General features: G+C 46.1%; 11 protein-coding genes. All 11 read right to left on the bottom strand.

Annotated elements, in window-relative coordinates; translation table 11 throughout:
• Positions 1-42: 42 nt before the first annotated feature.
• The 11 genes from ACYIA1_RS02475 to nagA (ACYIA1_RS02425) all read right to left on the bottom strand — a co-directional run bounded on the left by ACYIA1_RS02475 (position 43) and on the right by nagA (ACYIA1_RS02425) (position 18064).
• Positions 43-1323 (bottom strand): DUF2262 domain-containing protein, encoded by a 1281-nt coding sequence (locus ACYIA1_RS02475; protein WP_480334277.1) that lies wholly within the window; start codon positions 1321-1323, stop codon positions 43-45.
• Between the two features lie 90 nt (positions 1324-1413).
• Positions 1414-2364 carry a transporter gene (locus ACYIA1_RS02470; protein WP_048928027.1) on the bottom strand — a complete coding sequence of 317 codons (951 nt, stop codon included), beginning with the start codon at positions 2362-2364 and terminating at the stop codon, positions 1414-1416.
• A 112-nt stretch (positions 2365-2476) separates the two neighbouring features.
• Positions 2477-5047 carry a glycoside hydrolase family 38 C-terminal domain-containing protein gene (locus ACYIA1_RS02465; protein ID WP_272059942.1) on the bottom strand — a complete coding sequence of 857 codons (2571 nt, stop codon included), beginning with the start codon at positions 5045-5047 and terminating at the stop codon, positions 2477-2479.
• Positions 5048-5114: 67 nt separating this feature from the next.
• Positions 5115-6500: an SGNH/GDSL hydrolase family protein gene (locus ACYIA1_RS02460; RefSeq protein WP_480334274.1), complete on the bottom strand. Its 1386-nt coding sequence runs from the start codon at positions 6498-6500 to the stop codon at positions 5115-5117.
• A gap of 163 nt (positions 6501-6663) precedes the next feature.
• On the bottom strand, positions 6664-8178 hold the full coding sequence (locus ACYIA1_RS02455; protein WP_009018572.1) for a RagB/SusD family nutrient uptake outer membrane protein: 1515 nt from the start codon (positions 8176-8178) through the stop codon (positions 6664-6666).
• Positions 8179-8211: 33 nt separating this feature from the next.
• On the bottom strand, positions 8212-11472 hold the full coding sequence (locus ACYIA1_RS02450) for a TonB-dependent receptor (RefSeq protein WP_480334271.1): 3261 nt from the start codon (positions 11470-11472) through the stop codon (positions 8212-8214).
• A gap of 246 nt (positions 11473-11718) precedes the next feature.
• Positions 11719-12759 (bottom strand): FecR family protein, encoded by a 1041-nt coding sequence (locus ACYIA1_RS02445; RefSeq protein WP_272057171.1) that lies wholly within the window; start codon positions 12757-12759, stop codon positions 11719-11721.
• Between the two features lie 65 nt (positions 12760-12824).
• A complete protein-coding gene (locus ACYIA1_RS02440) occupies positions 12825-13391 on the bottom strand; it encodes an RNA polymerase sigma-70 factor (protein ID WP_008778039.1) in 567 nt (188 codons plus the stop codon).
• Between the two features lie 158 nt (positions 13392-13549).
• Positions 13550-15535: a glucosamine-6-phosphate deaminase gene (locus tag ACYIA1_RS02435; RefSeq protein ID WP_005865897.1), complete on the bottom strand. Its 1986-nt coding sequence runs from the start codon at positions 15533-15535 to the stop codon at positions 13550-13552.
• Between the two features lie 183 nt (positions 15536-15718).
• Entirely contained in the window at positions 15719-16885 is a 1167-nt protein-coding gene (gene nagA / locus ACYIA1_RS02430) for an N-acetylglucosamine-6-phosphate deacetylase (RefSeq protein WP_005865895.1), read from the bottom strand.
• Between the two features lie 12 nt (positions 16886-16897).
• Positions 16898-18064 (bottom strand): N-acetylglucosamine-6-phosphate deacetylase, encoded by a 1167-nt coding sequence (gene nagA / locus ACYIA1_RS02425; RefSeq protein ID WP_008774091.1) that lies wholly within the window; start codon positions 18062-18064, stop codon positions 16898-16900.
• Positions 18065-18618: the final 554 nt, after the last annotated feature.

Genomic DNA, 18618 nt, shown 5'->3' with positions numbered 1-18618 from the left:
GACTTTACCTTGCAAATCCTTGTGGACAAACATAGAATGTAACTATCCCATTAACGTTATCTCCTTCACCTCATGGTCCTCAATATCAGCATATAGGAAGTGGCCGGCGAAAGTGTCTTCCGTGTCTTGGAAAAAAAGCTCCAGTTCGTAATGGATGGAGCCGTCTTCTTTCTCCTTGGTCTCTATATGAACAGATTGCAATTCTACCTGGGAGGCAAACTCCTCTCTGGACAATGCCGGAAGTTCACAATCTTCCCGCCATGCGTTTGCTGTCGGGAGCAATTCGTCGGCCATGCGCAATTGCCATATCGCTTCCCCTTCTTCTTCCAGCTTATTCATATAGCCACTAATAGCTTTCAGATGTTTCCGGATAAGGGATTCGTGCGGACAACGGGGCTCCAGGTTTTTACCGCATTGCTTCCGGATAAGTTTGATGGCCTCATTCAAACATTCAATCTTAGTACCGGTAGAGACCGAGGGCATTTCCCAAAGTCGCTCGTATAACTCCAATCGTTTTTCAAACGAGTGAAGGACAGACCTTGCTCCAATCTTTATATCAAGATAAGCATCATAGGCTTTAGACTCTTCCTTAGTCATATCTCGCTCAACGCCGTTTAGCTTATTCTGACCCTCATCCATGCGAGTAATGATGTCATTGGTAAATTTCACTAATTGACGTACCTGCTTGGGTGTTTTTATTTTGTTTTTCTTCGCATTTTTCTCTACGCTTTGCGCAAAGAATTGAATAGTGGCCATTGTAATTGAAATATTCGTATCCGCACGCATCAAATCATCCGGCAGTTGGACATTACGCACAAGGTCATATAATTCAATTTTATAAGGAATGAGCTGACTGATTTTTTCTTCAACGGGCAAATCCGGGTTGCTCCATATCTTGGTGCAGTCTTGAATGATTACCTTAATCCTCTCGGCGTTCATGTAATCCAAATAGCGTTGCTCTAACGCCTCGTCCACCTTAGGCGGCAGGAGTTTTTTGAGAGCTTTTATCTTCTTTTTGAGTTCGTCTACGTAGGCTTGCTGTTCCGGGGGAAGCAGCTCATTCTTACCTTTTGCCGATTTCTCTTCAATGATAGGTAATTTCTCGGTCGGTGTCTCCAAGGGAGCGATGGAGATGCATAGGTCTACCTCCCTCCCCCAAATCGTCGCTTTATACTCTTCGGGTGTTTGATAGCCACGAAACCATGTCTGGAGTGTACTAAGCCAAAACTCCGTATGCATTTCCAAGGTCATTTTGGAAAGATGGGCGATCTTATCTGTCAGATGAAATTCCCAACTATTTTCATCCGTTTGTTCCTTTCTCATAAATATGAATAATTATTATACTCAAACAGATAACATAACCGCCATTGAGTCAACAAGATTTTCCTCATAATCAACAACTCCGATATGTCTTTATTCAAGCTCATTCTTTCTCTTTTTCCATAACTGATAACTGTTAAACAGATTTTGCCAGAGCACGTAGCTTCCGGGGCCAACGGAGGATAGAGGGTTCAAATAGGTGTAAGACATCCAGATCGCTAACACGGTATTTTTTTGTCCCAAGGCTTGTCCGGCACTAATACGGTCATTGTATTTCGTGCCGATGCGCTTTCCCCAATAAAACTGCGCGATACAGGTTATCAAGCCGCCTAAAGCGATCAGGATTTCTACATAAATCTCCGCCTCGCTATTGACCAAGGATTTCACGGTCTGCCCGGTCACGATAGCTAGAGCGACGGCCCAGAGATAAAAGGCCATATCCCGAAGCCCCGCAAGGAAGCGATGGATAGGCGGCATGAATCTACGCAAGAACAAAGCGAGGAAAAACGGGAATAACAGCAATGGGAAGACTTTTCCCAAGATCTTCAAGAATGCGGCGAAGAAAGTAATCTCGGCATGCGGTTCCACTAATGGGAAGACCAGCGGCACGACAATCGCAGCTAATAGATTCGATAATAAGGTATAAGTAGTCAGACTAGAGGCGCTTCCCCCTAATTTACCCGTAATCACGGCGGCCGCCGTAGCGGTCGGGCAAATCAGGCAGACCATCGCTCCCTCGAACACATCCCGGTATTCCTCTCTCATTGGCAGCCAGAGCAATAAGGCGGCAAGCACCAAACTGGAAATCGCTTGGATAAGCAATAGCCAACCGTGCCAAGGGCTGGGCATCAATTCCCGGACAGAGATCTTACAGAAGGTCAGGAGCAACTGCGCAAAAATCAAAAAGGGCGTCAGATACGCTATTAAAGTGTACATGAACGGCTTTGTAGGCTCCAGAAAAGTAACATTGGCGAAAACAAAATACCCTATCGCACCCGCTAACATGGAGATAGGGAGTGTCCATGTCTTGAAGAATTTCAACATAACGCCTATTCTTTTAATTCGGGATGCAAAATAACATCTTTCCACCGAAAGAGGCAAGAGAAACGGGGATTAATTAGGGATAAAGAGAGACGGGACATGCCCCGTCTCTACATTAGATATTCTTACAGCTTAGTTTTAATGTCCTTATTCCGTAACGGGGGATAGAAAGACGCATTGAACTGGCGCCTTTCTTCTCGGTGACGGTTAAGTCCTCAACCAGACGGTTATCCAATTCCACCAAGCTCGCTTTCACGTCTTGTCCTTGGAAGATTATCGTTTTAGGGGAGGCATCGCTTTGGGCATTGAATAGGCGGATATAAAGGTCATTCCCTTTATAGGTCATAGAAACCAACTCGTAGGCATTATTCTCTATCCGGAAAAGGGAACCGGATGTCAAGGTAGCATCGCCACCCAAGGTTGCGACCAAAGGCTCATTGCGTCGTTCGCTTTGTGTCCAAATACGGCTTTTCTCCCAAGTTCCGGCATGAGGGATCAAGGCATACGAGATCTCGGTCGGACGGTCTATGATATAATCCCGGCCCCACAAGCCTTTACCGGCGTATTGTACGTTCAAGGCCAATGGGAAATCCTTACCATGCGCATAGCTGGTCGTATGATCCGTGAATAATGACAGACCGCAAGAGTTATCCTTGCTCGCTACATCCACCCAATTCAAAATGATATTATGCTTGATGCTATCCCAACGATTGAAAAAGGTATTCTCCAACCGGCTCTCGCAAACATCGAACGGAGCGTCCTTATAAATCTGTTGGTTGGCGATCTGGGTAGGCAGATACACCAAAAGTTTGTAACGGTCGTCATAAAATGCCTTACGGGGATTATCCGCACGGAATTCGATACCCGGCTCACCAATGCGAGGGTTTCCTGTCCAATCCAGTTTAACATTCATATCGATGCGAGGCTCTCCCTGCGTTAACCGGATCGTTTGGGTAAATGAATACTTTCCGATCTTGCCTTTCACAGCCACCTTCACGAATAAGGGCCCTTGCTCCAACACGCTCACCTCAGCCGGTTGATCCATACTGGAAAGGAAACCGCCCTCATCGATAAAATATCCCCGAAGCTCATTAAACCCACGTTCATTCCGGTTATCCACGAATTCCTTGCCTCGTACGGCTTTCGCTTTCAAGCTTTCTATTACACCTCCTTTAGAGGGGTTTAGCACCAAGGTGTATAAATCACTTTCCATGCGAAACGTACCGTCTTTCTGTCTCTCAGCCTTCAAGGTTCCAGACTGTTTATCCTCTGCCTTCCGGATCGCATAAGAGGCATAACCGGCTGAGGGGACTTGCGCACGAAACAAGAGTTTTGAAATGCCGTCTTCCGTCAACCATTGAGCCGGTTGTTTCTTTCCTTGCTTATCAAGAACCACCCAATCCGAGTTTCTCCATGAGACGGGAACTTCCACCGCCACCAATTCATTCCGGTCGGTAGCCAAGGTATTATATACGTACACCGTGGATTCACCTTCCTTTTCTTTCAATAAGGACAAAGCGTTATCAATTATCTGACGGCTGTTTTGATTGGTCACCCCAGTCCAATCCGTAACCGTCTCCGCCCATGTCTTTTTCCCTTGTAATCGATTGTAAGGAACGATCCAGCAATCATGATGCTGCGACAATAGAAGCGTGCGCCATCCCTCATCGATACGTTCAGTCGGCCATTCCATGCCTTTGTATAAGCGAGCGTAAGCCGCCATTTTCTCCGCACGGACGATAGCGTTCTCGGCTACCCGTACCTCTCCGGCCAAACGCTGCATGACCTGCGTTCCCCACATCAAGCCACCTAGGACATTCTCTTGCGAGAAATGCCAATCATCCTGAGTAGTCCCGACGGAACAGTCTTGGATATAATTCCGCCAAGTCTTATAGGCGGTCGGCGTATAATAGCCCGTCGTATCCTGTCCCAGCCAAGGGCCTTTATCCCAACCATGGCTCCATGAGGCATCTTGGATACACATGCCGACCGGGTGCTGGATGCCGGCATCCAAGCATTTATGGATGTAGTCCTCCGTATTGAACCACGAGATGGACTGCCAACAAGAGCCGGGTTGTAAATCCTCGCAGGCGTAACGGGGGACGGTGGTAAGTCTCGTACCATCCGGCCCTACCCAATTCACCAACTCACCTCCGTAGGCGCTTACGTAGCCACCCCACATCGTATTCGGGTTCTTAGTAGAGGCATACGAGAAGCCGAATGACTTCAATATATAAGGCAGGCAACTGGTAAAGCAAGGCTCCTCCGCCGAATAGGTGGTGAATACCGCCTCAGGGAAATGTTTCCGGATTAGCCGCATTCCATATTCGAATTGGCGGATAGCGCTCTCGCCTGATGTTCCGAAGAAATAACTTTGGGCATAGGTCGGGTTTACGTACTCGATCCGCCCACTCTCCACGGATTGATCCTTAAATAAGCGCTTGAAAGCCTCGTAACCTTCAGGGTCTCGTTGCCGTACGACTTCCCATGATTCAGGCTCGATCTCGATATTGATATTCCAGTTGGGATTCTGCCTTAATTTCTGGGCGATAAAGGCGGTCTGCCCCACCGGGTAATGCCCGTAGATACCGCCATGATAGCCATCGATGAAATAGGCTTGTTGGGCATCTGCCCAACCGGCCAACAAGAATTGGCTTAATACGAATATCGCTAGTTTCTTTTTCATATAATATGTACTATTAATTCACATTTAGAATACTTCCAGTCGGTGGGAGACGGGGCACGCCCCGTCTCTACAAGTCTGTAAATTTCTTGATCTCTATTCGCAAGGGGATTGGTTTATTTTGCTCATAGATCTGGTTAACCAGATCCTGTTGCTCATTCACGCAATCCTCACGAATCCCCTTGTGCATGTATTGTAGCCAAAGGTCGCCGTTCCATTGCAAGAAGATGTCGTGGGGACGGTATTTGCGCAAGGTATCCACGGCAGCCTCGTTGCAGGCCCAAAGCATGCCCGTCTTCCGCATCAAGTTATATTCCACCCAATAAAATTCACGCATCTTACGCTCTTTCAACCAGCGTTCCTCGTTCATCTGGCGGATCTTCATCGCTTGTTTATACTGCGGGGTATTCTGAAGAAGAGCCATATTGACACCTCGCTCCAACTCCCTCGCCGTAAAACGACCGATAAACTCCCCACCGATCGTCAACCCGTAATATCCATCCGACAAACCGCTCACGGACAATCCCTCATAATTCATCTCATCCATAAAAGGGATAACACTCAAGGCATCTGCCTGCGTATGTTTCTCATTATCATAATAAGAGGTATCGATAGGATACGGAAGCGATTTCGCCTCGTACGTAAAAGTAAGGTTATCCGAGGAAACAGACAAATCCGAGACACGGCAATTATCCGAGCGAGTCACCTTTTTCCCCGCTCCGTCTATCCGGATATCGGCTACCGGCTTACCGGCCAGACCTTGCGCCTTCAAGAAGAGATAAGCCATGACCAGATGCCCGTCCGTAGAGGGATGTATACGATCCTTCCCGCATAAGGTATACATGGAATCCTCCGCTTGCTCCCATTGGTTGATCGCTACCATCGGGCGGTTAAAATCCACGAATCCCCATTGATTCTCCCGGGCCCGGGCATTCAGGAAATCCACGATCTCCAAGATTGGCGTATTCTTCCCCGGGAAAGCGACCTTATTGAAACGAGAAGTCTCGTCATAAGGAGAGCTTCCGATCAAGATTTTCCTCACCTCCGGATACTTCTTATAGACCTCCTCGATAAGGGCATAATCCCGGCAAGCTTTCTCTACCCGGTTCCGGGCGATCGTATCCGCCCCCGGCTTCCGAAAATCCATATAGCCGACATCGTTCATGCCAAAAGATAGCGTCACCACCGTAGGCTCATGTTCGAAAACCTTATCCAACCGCTGGTAAATCATCTCGGCTACATCCCCACCTACTCCCTCGTTAAAGATATCGATGCGTTGATCCGGGAAACGGGTCATATAATACAGCCAGATATATGAATGATAATGCCCACCGCAAGTAATGCTGTTTCCCACGAAGGCGATCCGATCTCCTTTCTGAAACGGAGCTATCGACTGAGCATATACTCCTGCAAGACCTGATAAAAGCAAACAGACAAACAAAACATATCTTTTCATCTCTATTTCTCTCTTCTCTAATTTTCTGTGATGAATAATATATACCGTGTTAAAAAATATTACTATCAATAGTAATCGTATTTATCATGGATAATAATCCGGATTACTACGGATAGTAATATCCTTCCACACACCTCTAGTCTAGAGAATCGCCCGCTTACTTTTAGCGAACGACATCCTCACCAAGCAGAGGGTTCAGTTCTTTCTCACGCAAAGGTACCGGGAAAACCAAATCCGATTCTTTAAACGGATACGTATGATTAACCGCCTGATAGCCGAATAAATCAACCATTTGCTTCGAAACCGGATCAAACGCACGGTGAGTACGCAACATATCATACCATCCTGTAAACTCATAACAGAGTTCCCACGCACGTTCTTTCAATACTTGATCAACCGTGATTGAAGTCGGTCTCGCCTCATTGGGCAACGCACGGTGACGAACTTGGAAATAAGCATCCACAGCTATAGCGTCGGAAGTAGATCCACCATCCAAGGTAGCTTTTGCCTCCGCACACATTAATAGAACGTCCGCATAACGGTAAACCGGAATATTCGCCCCGCTCTTTCCTGTAGATTCGGCATTCTCATCCCAATATTTGCATAAATAAGGAACATCCAAAGTAATCGTTGTCTCCGGATCACCATATTTGGGTTTAGAAGTATAGAAAAACTCCTCATTCCGTTTACGAATATCTTGGTCATCATAACTTTCATAAAACTCTTTACGAGGAGCCAAACCACCCCCATAAGCCGGAGTAATGGAAATCGGTTGTTCCGGATAAGGCAAAAGGCCAAAATGGAAAGGAGCCCCGGCATCTTGCGCCTCACGCTGGATCATAAAAATATGCTCACCACTATTTTCGTTCTCTGACGCACGCAAATCCTTATAATCAGCGAACAAGCTAAAGGCTCCACTATCAATAACCTCCTTGGCTTTCTCGTAAGCCAATTGATAATACTCATTTCCTTTTTGAAGCGGATAACCTGCCATTGTCAAATAAACCTTAGCTAAAAGGGTCTTGATCGCTCCCATAGAGACATGGCCTGTTTTATCACTCCAATCCAGCCCGGACTGCTCCGCCTTTTTCAAGTCTTCCACGATCTGGTTATAAATATCTTCCTTAGGAGACCTGGGGATCTTCACCGTATTCAAGTCTACCGTAGGTTCCGTCTTCAACGGGATATCCCCGAATAATTGTACCCCTTGGAAATAGTAATATGCCCGCAAGAAATAAGCCTCTCCCAGATACTTCGCTTTCTGGCTCTCGCTAATAATATCCGTAGCGGAAACATTTTGAATCACGCTATTACAATTTTCCAAAGGAAAGAAAGTAGCCTTCCAGAAGTTACGAATAATGCCGTTACTCTCTTCCAAACCGGAAAGCAACAAGAACTGGTTCTGCTCATTACCGGCCGCACGAGGACGATAACTAGTACCTACAAGATATTCCAAGTTAAAAAGGTGAACTGTAGCAATCTCGAGGTCGGAACTCAACAGATCATCAAGCCCGTCATAAGTGCCATCCACAGCCGCCTTTATCTGGTTCTCTGTCGTATAATATTCAGAAGGACTCAAGAAGGTTTTCGGGTCTTCCTCTAAAAAATTCGTACAGGATGTAAAAGCCATTGTCGCAGAAAGCAAGCCACACATCCATACATGCGCTTTATTTTTCATATCTTAGTTTTTTACGAAGTAAAGATTAAACAATTAGAAATTAACACCTAAAGTAAATGAATACGTACGAGGTTTGGGATAGGTATAAAAATCCACTCCTTGCTCAAATACAGCATCATAACTCGTCACCTCCGGATCACTACCAGAATAGTTCGTAATCAAGAACGCATTCTCCACATTGAATCCCAAGGATAAACTCTTGATGTGAGCGGCAGAAAGCATACGGGAACTAAAGTCATATTTCAAGCCGATATTACGTAAACGCAAGAACGAACCCGGCTCACAACTCCAAGAATCTACGTCATTCTCATATCCATCTCCCGGAAGGCGCAAGCTAGGCACCATCGTGTTTTGGTTTTCCGGCGTCCAAGCGTTCACCGGAATGTCCGCATAAGCATTGGAGAATGTCACACGGTTACCCATCAACTGGCGAGTGAAGTTAATCAACTTATTACCATATACCCATTGCAAATCAAACATAAACGTGAAGCCTTTCCACGAGAATGTATTTGTCATATTCATCTCGAATTTAGGAGCGCCATTTCCGATATAGTCTTGGTCTTCGCCATCCTTCATTCCATTACCATTCTTGTCCCAATACTTGATATCGCCGGGTTTCTTATTATACTTAGCGGCTTCTTCCGCCTCATCAGTACCCCATGTACCTAGGCGAACATAGCCGTAAAGAGCATTTAAAGGATGTCCCTCTTCAATGCGTCCTCCCCACTTACCGATAATATTATCATTTATATCCAGTACCATCGAGCGGTTCATCGTATAATTCCAAGAGGTAGTCCATAAGAAATCACGGCTTTGGATATTGCGTGTATTCAAGCTCATCTCAAGACCTTGATTACGGATCTTACCCAAATTTGTCATAGTCTTCTCATATCCTGAGTTAGAAGGCAATTGTAGCTCATACAATAAATCAGTCGTAATCTTATGATAATAATCCGCCATAAACTCGATACGCCCATTAAAGAAACTCAAATCGATACCCGCGTCAAGTTGTCTGGATTTCTCCCAGCGTAAATCCGGATTTGCCATACTTTTCAACGTAACGATCGTCGTCATATCCTTGCCAAAAGGAAGGCGTTTATTCTCATAACGTGCCATAGACGCATAATCACCGATTTCTGCGTTACCCACCGTACCGTAGCTCAAACGGACTTTCATATCATCAATCACCTTTTTTGCGTTCTCGAAGAAATTCTCATTGGATACACGCCAAGCGGCCGAGAATGAAGGAAAGAAACCATATTGGTTATTCAAGCCAAAACGAGAAGAACCATCCTCACGGAAAGAAGCGCCCAATAAGTAACGATTGTCAAAATTATAGTTGATACGGGCATAGTAAGAATTCATCTTATTATCCGTATAGTCTGAGCCAACCTTAGAACGTACGGTGCCGACTCCCATATTATTATACTCAAAATAATCATCGAAGAAATTCTCGGCCCCTAGCTCGCTTTTCTCTGTTTTTGAGTAATACCAACTAGCTCCCGCTACGACATTCAAGTTATGCTTATTCCAGCTTTTATCAAAAGTCAAGTAGTCCTCATTCGTCCACGACATCGTATTCTTATGCGTTTTCTCCGCCTTACCTTTTTGAGTATCTCCATAGCCGAATAAGGTACTCGGGTTATAAGATGAATTGATATAAGAACCATCTTGACGGCTGAAGCTAGTCGTTAACTTTAGCCAAGAGGTAATTTTAAACGTACCGATCACATTAGCCAACGTGTACTGATTCTTATCGATATTCTTACGCTCCTTTAAAATCCTCACGGGGTTCTCCGTATCTTCCGCACCGGGATAATCCCCCTTACGGGAATAGGTACCATCCTCATATTGGATAGGAAGGAACGGCAATGCTTCCAATGTATACCGAGAGATCGCATTCTCCGAGTTTCGGGCATTACTAGATCCTACATTCAACATGGCCTGTAAATGGAACCATTCTTTCAAATCCCATCCGACATTGATAAACGCGTTCAACTGACGTTTATAGGTCTCCAACATTATACCTTGATTATCTTTGTAACTTACATTCGCCACAGCGGTCAGCTTATCGCTTCCTCCGGAGAAACTAAGTGAATGCTGATGAGAAAAAGCCGTACGGGTTACGGCATCCTGCCAGTCCGTATCATATTTCGGAGTCCCGTCCGGATTGAACAGGTCATTCTTACGTGTAAACATATTGCTCGGATCCAGATGGGGAGCGATACGTCCCGGTTGAGCCTCATAAGCACGCTTGAATACATCCAAAGCCTCCTCCGCATTCAAGACATCGACCTTACGAGCTAACGTTCCTGCAGACAGAACTGTATTATACGAGATGTTCGTCGTATTTTTCTTACCTTCCTTCGTGGTTATCACCACAACACCATTCGCACCTCTCGCACCATAAATAGAAGAGGAAGTAGCGTCTTTCAAGATATCGATAGACTGGACAATATTCGGATCAATCTGGTCCGGATCCACGCCAACCACACCATCGACCACATATAGCGGTGTATTGGAAGAATTCAAAGAACCAATACCACGGATCTTTATCGCAGGGCTACCACCCGGCGCACCAGAATTTAAGGCGATATTAACACCAGCCACCTTTCCGGCCAATCCTTGGAATACGTTTGTGGCATTAGGACGTTCCAGTAACTTCTCCGAGTCTACGGAACCCACTGATGTTGACAAGTTTCGTTTCAACATCGTACCATATCCAACGACAACGACCTCTTCAAGCGCTTTATAATCCTCGGCCAACTTCACGTTAAACAATGTACGATTCCCGACCTCGATCTCTTGCTCCGCATAGCCGATATAGGAAAATGACAGGATATCGTTATTAGCCGCATCCAAGCTAAACTTTCCATCCAGATCCGTAACGGTACCGACCGTCGTACCCTTAATCACGACATTGGCCCCGATAACCGGTATGCCATCCGGATCCGTAACGATACCGGAGATCTTTTTCTTTTGTTGCTGTACGGCGTCTTTCTTCAAGATCGTGATGTGCTTACCTGATATACGGTAGGTCAAGTTCGTGTTTTTCAACAACTCATTCAACACGTCGGTAACTTGGCGATTCTTCACCTGTATATCCACTTGCTTACTATTATCGATATCCTCGCTCTTATAGAAAAACATGAACTCGGTCTGTTTCTCAATCTCCGAGACGACATCATAGAACGTCCCGCTCTTTACTTCTACTGTAACTTGAGCTTTTTGCGCATAGGTATCCGCCGAGACATGCAATATACCCAGTATTAAAAAAAGCAATGTGATCTTCATGATTGATTTAAATTTTTTAGGTAATAGATCATCACTATTCCAAACTTTTTCCATAAATTTGTAAATGTTTTTTTATTAAGGACTTACCTCAATCGCACGGTTTCAGCGGACTGGCGAGAAAGGTGATTCATAAATTAAGAACGAATAAGGATCGGGGGTGAGTGGTGTCAGTCCCGATTCTTTTTTTGTGATCAAGTATTTGTCATAGGCAATTCCAATGTTTAAGGTTATACATCTATTATTTTGTTATTTGCTTCTCGCCGATATCAGAATATCTTTTCCGTCTTTCATGAAAGTGAATTGTTTCTCCGAGTTAATAATATCCAACACCTCTTGTATACCTTGATCCAAAGAGAAGGTTCCCGTGTAGCGGATGTTCCGCAGACTGTCATGCGCCAAGCGGATATTTACCCCATAGTAATTCTCCAGACGTTTTACGATAGAGACTAAGGTCTCATCCTTGAAACGATATTTCCCTCCTACCCAAGCGTTCGAGATCGAGGCATCTGTCTCTGACAAGAAAATAGAGCCGGTCCGGTTATCCGACCGGGCTTGTTGATTCGGCTTTAACTTCATGCTACTCATTTTCCGTCCTTGAGCGTCAAAAGATTCCAACAGGATACTACCACTTAATAAGGTGGTGACGCTAAAGCGATCATCGTTGAAAGCCTGTATATTGAATGAGGTTCCGAGTACCGTGATTTGTTGGTTCTTTAGTTTTACGATGAAAGGTTTCGAATGATTCTTCGCAACCTCGAAATAGGCCTCACCCTCCAGATGAACCACACGCTCATCTCCATTAAAAGAGGTGGGGTATTTAAAACGGGTGGAGGCATTGAGTATGATCTTACTGCCGTCGGATAGCAATAGCGTGTTCGCACGTCCGCCTTTTTCCACTACGATCTCGTTATATTCCGTATCGCCGGCATATAAACGATTGCTTATCCATTGATTCATACCCACACCTACTCCCATAGCGATTACGATAATCGCCGCATATCTCAAGAATGAAAGCCAGAACTGTTTGCCAAGGACCTTGGATTTCACAGATACGCCAGAGATCGCATCCAGCTTTCCAGCCATTCGCTCCCAACTACGCTCCACGGAATAGTGGTTCAAGAACGCCACTTCTTTCCGAGTGTCAAAAAGCCCCTTAAGCTCAAAGAAGTGGGCTTTATTAGCGTCACTCTCATGAATCCAAGCATCCAACACCCGAAGTTCATCCTCTTGAATCTCGTTCTGCAAATAGCGTATGATCAGTTCTTCTATCGAATTATTAGATTCCATTTTCTGTTTCATTTATAATATATACGACCGGTTCCCTCTTTTTACTTACGTATTCTACCGTATTTTCATCTAAAAAATAAAACCAGTGCCAGAAGCGCCAACACATTCCGTATGATCTTCAATCCTTTATAGAGTTGCGCCTCTACCGTACGTTGAGAGATATTTAGCATTCCTGCGATCTCCACTGATTTCTTCCCGTCCACATAAGCTAACGTAAAAACCTCTCGGCATCTGTCCGGTAACTTGGCTATTTCCCGGTAAACGGAGTCCAGACGCTCTTTCTCCAGCTCCGCCGCATCCGACTGATTATAATAACCTATCTCCTCTATCTTTAGTCTACGAGCAACCTCATCCGCATAAGTCATTTCTATTGATTTATGCTTTAGGTAATCGAGGCAAGCATTTTGAACGGAACGGAATAGGTATGTCTTCAAGCCTTCTTCCACGGAATAAATCTCTTTCTTTTGCCAGATCTTGATGAATATATCATGCACTAAATCTTCCGCCGTATCGCTATCCACATATTTCGAGGCATAAAAGATCAGTCTGGGGGCATTCTCCAGATATAATAATTTAAATTTATCTAACTCATGGTTCTTAATAATATAGTCTTTCATGCTCAATGTGGACATTTCTTGTATTATATTAGACAATTCAAGGCTTCTCCTTTATCTATATACGATCATAGAAACAGATCTACTTACGCCCACACGAAAAAAATAACACAAAAACAAAAAGCCCTATCCGAACTTAATCAGATAGGGCTTTCAGATTATTCTATCGCTAGATATTATCTCAACGGGATATATTGTACAAACGCCTCGATCGCCTCATAAGAAGCCAAACCTAATTGGCGATACAACTCCGCGGTAGCACGGTTGCGATCTTCGGCACGCTGCCAGAACAAACGCTCGTCGTCACCCAGATACGGAGCGCTCTCGGCCTGCGATTGATGCTTCAAGATAGCGTTACGTTTGAAGCGCAACTCCTCCGGACTGATAGGTACGGCCATCTCGATATGGTCCATTTCCCATTCTGCCCATGCGCCGCGATACATCCATACACGGCAGTTCTTCATCCATTCCTCGTCTTTCACCTCGTCGATAGCGGCCAGTACGGCATCCAGACAAACCTTGTGAGTTCCGTGCGGGTCAGCCAAGTCACCGGCGACAAACATTTGATCCGGCTTGATCTCGAGCAACAGCGCCTTTACGATATCCTTGTCGGCCTCACTCAAATCATTCTTTTTCACTAATCCGGTCTCGTAGAACGGAAGATCCAAGAAATGAACATGATCGTCCTTCACGCCCGAGTAGCGGCAACCGTGACGGGCTTCCTCACGACGGATCGTTCCTTTCATAAAGAGGACATCCTTTCTCTCCGGCTCGCCGTTCTCCACCTTCTCGTAACGCAGGTAGTTGATGATCTCGTTCGCTTTATCCTTTACGGCCGAGTCGGGAGAGTATTTCTCACATACATCACGCAAATACTCGCAATAACGGATTACCTCCTCGTCGCCTACGGCAATATTACCGGAAGTCTCGTAAGCCACATGCACATCATGATGTTGGTCGCACAAACGGCGCAAGGTACCGCCCATGGAGATCACGTCATCATCCGGGTGCGGACTGAATACGATCACTTTCTTCGGATACGGGTTAGCACGCTCCGGACGATTGGAATCGTCGGCGTTCGGTTTACCACCCGGCCATCCGGTAATCGTATGCTGGATATCATTGAATATCTTGATATTTACATTATACGCCGAACCATACAGGGCTAACAACTCACCCAATCCGTGCTCGCTATAATCCTTGTTTGTCAATTTCAAGATCGGTTTGTCCGTCAACTGACACAACCAAACGATCGCACGGCGGATCAACTTATTATCCCACTCGCAGCTAGTCACCAACCAAGGATGGCTGATACGAGTCAAGTCGTAAGCGGCTGAAAGATCGATCACGACCTTGGCGTTCGGATGATTCTGCAAATAGCTGGAAGGAACGGCATCGCTAACCTTGCCTTCAACGGTCTTAGCGACAATGCTAGCCTTATCCTCGCCCCAAGCCATCAAGATCACGCTGCGGGCGTTCATCATCGTAGAGATACCCATCGTGATGATACCTGCCGGGACATTCTCCTGCGAAGGGAACGTACGGGCAGCCTCTTTGCGGGAAGCGCCTTCCAACAAGACCATACGGGTACGCGAGCTGATCGTCGTTCCACCCACGTTGAACATGATATTGCTGGAGTTACCGATACCAAGCAACATGCAATCGATACCTCCCACGGATTGGATCGTCTCCTCATACTGGCGACAGAAATCTAGGATAGCGTCTTTCGGCATGCTTCCGTCCGGGCAATAGATATTCGCAGGATCGATATCGACCTGATCGAATAACTCCTCTTTTAGGCGAGCCAGATTTCCGGCGCTGGGATTAGCCAATGGATAGAACTCATATTCCACGAAAGCAATCACGTTGCGGAAACTTAAATTCTCCTCTTTATGCATACGGATCAACTCCTTGTAAACGCTTAGCGGAGAACGTCCGCCGGGTAAAGCGATCACGAAGGGCTTACCAATATCTTGTTTTTTACGGATTTGTGTTGCTATCTCTTTAGCGATAGCGAAAGAACCTTCCTCGGCCGATTCGTAAATGTTTGTCGGAATCTTTTCCAAACGAGTTAAAACTGAATGCTCGAAAGCATTTTCCGGGCGATAATACCGCAACGGTATACGCGTCAGAGTAATTTGAGAACTAAGGTTCGTTTTCATGTTTAATTATTGATTTAGTATTACAATCTTACTTGAATCACAAATATATGAAATAAGTACTGATTTCGCCATACGTTGATAGAACAAATTTATTAGCCGAAAGGTTTGATCTATATCGCCTAAAAATAAAAAAGAACCGTCCCGGCCAGCCAAGACAGTCCCTTCCTTATATTATTAACGAGCTTAGACCAATGTATTTGTCTCCGGAACTAAGTTTCCCATGCTCCATACCGCACGCACATTCAACTTACGATCCAAGATCACGATATCCGCGTCCTTCCCTCTTTGCAAGGTTCCGGTGCGATCGCTTACCCCCATCAGGCGGGCCGGAGTCTCGGAAGCCATACGGACAGCGTCGGCCAAAGGAATATCGGCCTTCTGCACCATCGTACGTACCAGTACGTCCATCGTGGCGATACTTCCCACCAATGAGGAATGATCCGCCAACTTGCATACGCCATCCTCAATGATAATGCGGGGATCGGATAACGGCTTACCCTCGTTGGCTGCGCAAGAAAGAGCATCCGTAACCAAGCAAGTACGTTCCACTCCTTTCAGCTTATAGACCAATCGGAGAATCGTAGAGGGTAAATGACGCCCGTCAGCGATCACCTCTACCGTCATATCGTCCATCAAGAAAACACTTTCCACCGTTCCCTCGTACTTATATTCACGACGCTTATGGAAACCGGGCATAGCGTTATAGAAATGAGCCGCATGCGTGAAACCGGCATTGTAAGCGGTCTTAATATCATCAAACTCCGCTTCCGTATGCGAGATAGCGGATAGGATTCCCCTCGACTTCAAGTATTGGGCGAACTCAAGCGCACCCGGTATCTCCGGGCTGGAATCCCAACGCTTGATGCAATCCGTACGTTCCAATATCTCTTTATACTCTTTCGGGTCGGCGGGATTCTCCTTATCGATAAATAAACTCGCCGCCATCTTCGGATTCAAATACGGTCCCTCAATGTGCAATCCTAAGATAGGACCGTCTTTTTTCCTCATCATCTCCTCGCATACAGTTACCGCCTTATCGATCACCCCGATTTCTGGAGCCAACACGGTAGGGAATATCGTCGTGGCCCCATGTTTCTGATGAGCAGCTACCGCACCATGGAAAGCCTCTTCCGTACATTCGGAGAAGTCGAAGCCCCCACCGCCATGGATATTCATGGCGACAAAGCCCGGGACGATAGACATGCCTTTCGCATCCACCACCTTGGCGCCAATCACCGCTAAATCGCTATTTGTAACCTCTAAGATCTTCCCGTCGCTAATCAATACGGAACCATCCTTCATCCATCCTTGCGGCGTAAGGATATGGCCATTTATAATCTGTGTCAACATAATCGTTCTTGTTTAGAATAGTTTATTCGTACCTTCAACCAACTTACCCATCGCCCAAACCGCACGGACATTCAAGTCACGGTCCAACAAAACGATATCGGCGTCTTTGCCCCGCTGCAAGGTTCCCTTGCGATCGGATACGCCCATGATACGGGCGGGAGTCTCCGAGGCCATACGCACGGCATCCTCCAAGGGAATCTCGGCCTTTTGCACCATCGTACGGATCAAGCGGTCCATCGTGGCGACACTACCCGCCAAGGCCGAGCGGTCGGCCAACTTACACACGCCATCCTCGATGATGACACGGGGATCGAAAGCGACTTGGCTATCACTGGCGGCGCAAGCCAAGGCATCCGTGATCAGACAAGTGCGTTCCACACCTTTTATCTTATAGACCAGACGAAGGATCGTAGGCGGCACATGGATACCATCCGCAACGACCTCGACGGTCATATCATCGAGCAGATAGATGCTTTCCACCGTTCCCTCATACTTATACTCGCGGCGTTTATGGAAGCCCGGCATGGCGTTATAGAAATGGGTGGCGTGGGTATAACCTACCTCATAAGCGGTCAAGATATCCTCAAACTCGGCTTGGGTATGCCCTACCGAGGCGAGTACGCCTTTCGAGGTGATATATTTACCGAACTGCATCGCTCCCGGAAGTTCCGGAGCGGCGTCCCAGCGCTTGATGCAATGCGTTTCCTCCAACAGAGGGATATATTCCTCGGGATCGGGATTCTTGATGTTCTCCGGGATTTGGCCACCGGCCATTTTCATGTTGAAATAATGTCCTTCTAAGTGAAGCCCCAGAACCGGGCTATCTTTCTCGGCCATCAGTTTCTCGGTGGTCTCGGCAGCGGCACGGATCATCGGGATGGTAGAAGAGGATAAGGTGGGGAAGATACTCGTCGTACCGTGTTTCATGTGCGTGGCTACCGCCGCACGGAAAGCTTCCTCGGTACCTTCCATAAAATCACGGCCTCCACCTCCGTGCACGTGAATTTCCACACCCCCGGGGACGATATACATACCTTTGGCGTCTATCAAGGTTGCCCCTACTACCGCTAAGTCGCAGTTTGTTACTTCTAAAATCTTACCGTCGCTTATCAGTACCGAGCCGTCTTTCAGCCAGCCTTGCGGGGTAAGAATCTTTCCATTAATGATCTGTGTTAACATGATATGTGCTTTAAGCTTTCGCGTTTTTTTGGATAGCAAAGTTAAGGACTTTCTTTTTAAAACGAGTAAGCTATTAAAGGTTATTTTCAAGGAATAATCAAAATGACACTTTGTAATCCGAACCTCCGGAGAACCGAATATTCCGGGCCTAAGTACTGCTCGCCTCCAAATCCGAAAGAAAATTTCAGCAAACAACTAATAGCCAACTCTATACCCAAAAAGAGCCTTTTATTCTAGCGAAATCAATTCATCCTAATTCATATCAAAGGGAAAGATTGGTATCATTTATAGGGTTACAATAGGGTTCTAGCAGGGTAAGAATGCCTATTCACGAGTAGTCATAACCCTATTCTTGAGTAGTCACGATGCCCAACGGCGGCATACGCATCGGCCGATGGCAGTACTGGCGTAGCCCAACGCAGCCTATCACGCATGAGAAAAGGGATATTCTCCCCCTTTAAAAGCCAGCTCTCGTACTCTCCCTTCCGCTATTTTGCGTCATCAACGGCAAGCGCTTGTCACGAAAACAGGAGTATTTGGATCAAAAAGATCAG

This window comes from Parabacteroides sp. KHUB-02 (assembly GCF_056640955.1).
This window is presented reverse-complemented; position numbering and strand designations above follow the sequence as displayed.

Bases quoted from the DNA above. Each gene is read 5' to 3' on its own strand.
- ACYIA1_RS02475 (WP_480334277.1), bottom strand. From the start codon at position 1,323: ATGAGAAAGGAACAAACGGATGAAAATAGTTGGGAATTTCATCTGACA.
- ACYIA1_RS02470 (WP_048928027.1), bottom strand. From the start codon at position 2,364: ATGTTGAAATTCTTCAAGACATGGACACTCCCTATCTCCATGTTAGCG.
- ACYIA1_RS02465 (WP_272059942.1), bottom strand. From the start codon at position 5,047: ATGAAAAAGAAACTAGCGATATTCGTATTAAGCCAATTCTTGTTGGCC.
- ACYIA1_RS02460 (WP_480334274.1), bottom strand. From the start codon at position 6,500: ATGAAAAGATATGTTTTGTTTGTCTGTTTGCTTTTATCAGGTCTTGCA.
- ACYIA1_RS02455 (WP_009018572.1), bottom strand. From the start codon at position 8,178: ATGAAAAATAAAGCGCATGTATGGATGTGTGGCTTGCTTTCTGCGACA.
- ACYIA1_RS02450 (WP_480334271.1), bottom strand. From the start codon at position 11,472: ATGAAGATCACATTGCTTTTTTTAATACTGGGTATATTGCATGTCTCG.
- ACYIA1_RS02445 (WP_272057171.1), bottom strand. From the start codon at position 12,759: ATGGAATCTAATAATTCGATAGAAGAACTGATCATACGCTATTTGCAG.
- ACYIA1_RS02440 (WP_008778039.1), bottom strand. From the start codon at position 13,391: ATGTCCACATTGAGCATGAAAGACTATATTATTAAGAACCATGAGTTA.
- ACYIA1_RS02435 (WP_005865897.1), bottom strand. From the start codon at position 15,535: ATGAAAACGAACCTTAGTTCTCAAATTACTCTGACGCGTATACCGTTG.
- nagA (WP_005865895.1), bottom strand. From the start codon at position 16,885: ATGTTGACACAGATTATAAATGGCCATATCCTTACGCCGCAAGGATGG.
- nagA (WP_008774091.1), bottom strand. From the start codon at position 18,064: ATGTTAACACAGATCATTAATGGAAAGATTCTTACCCCGCAAGGCTGG.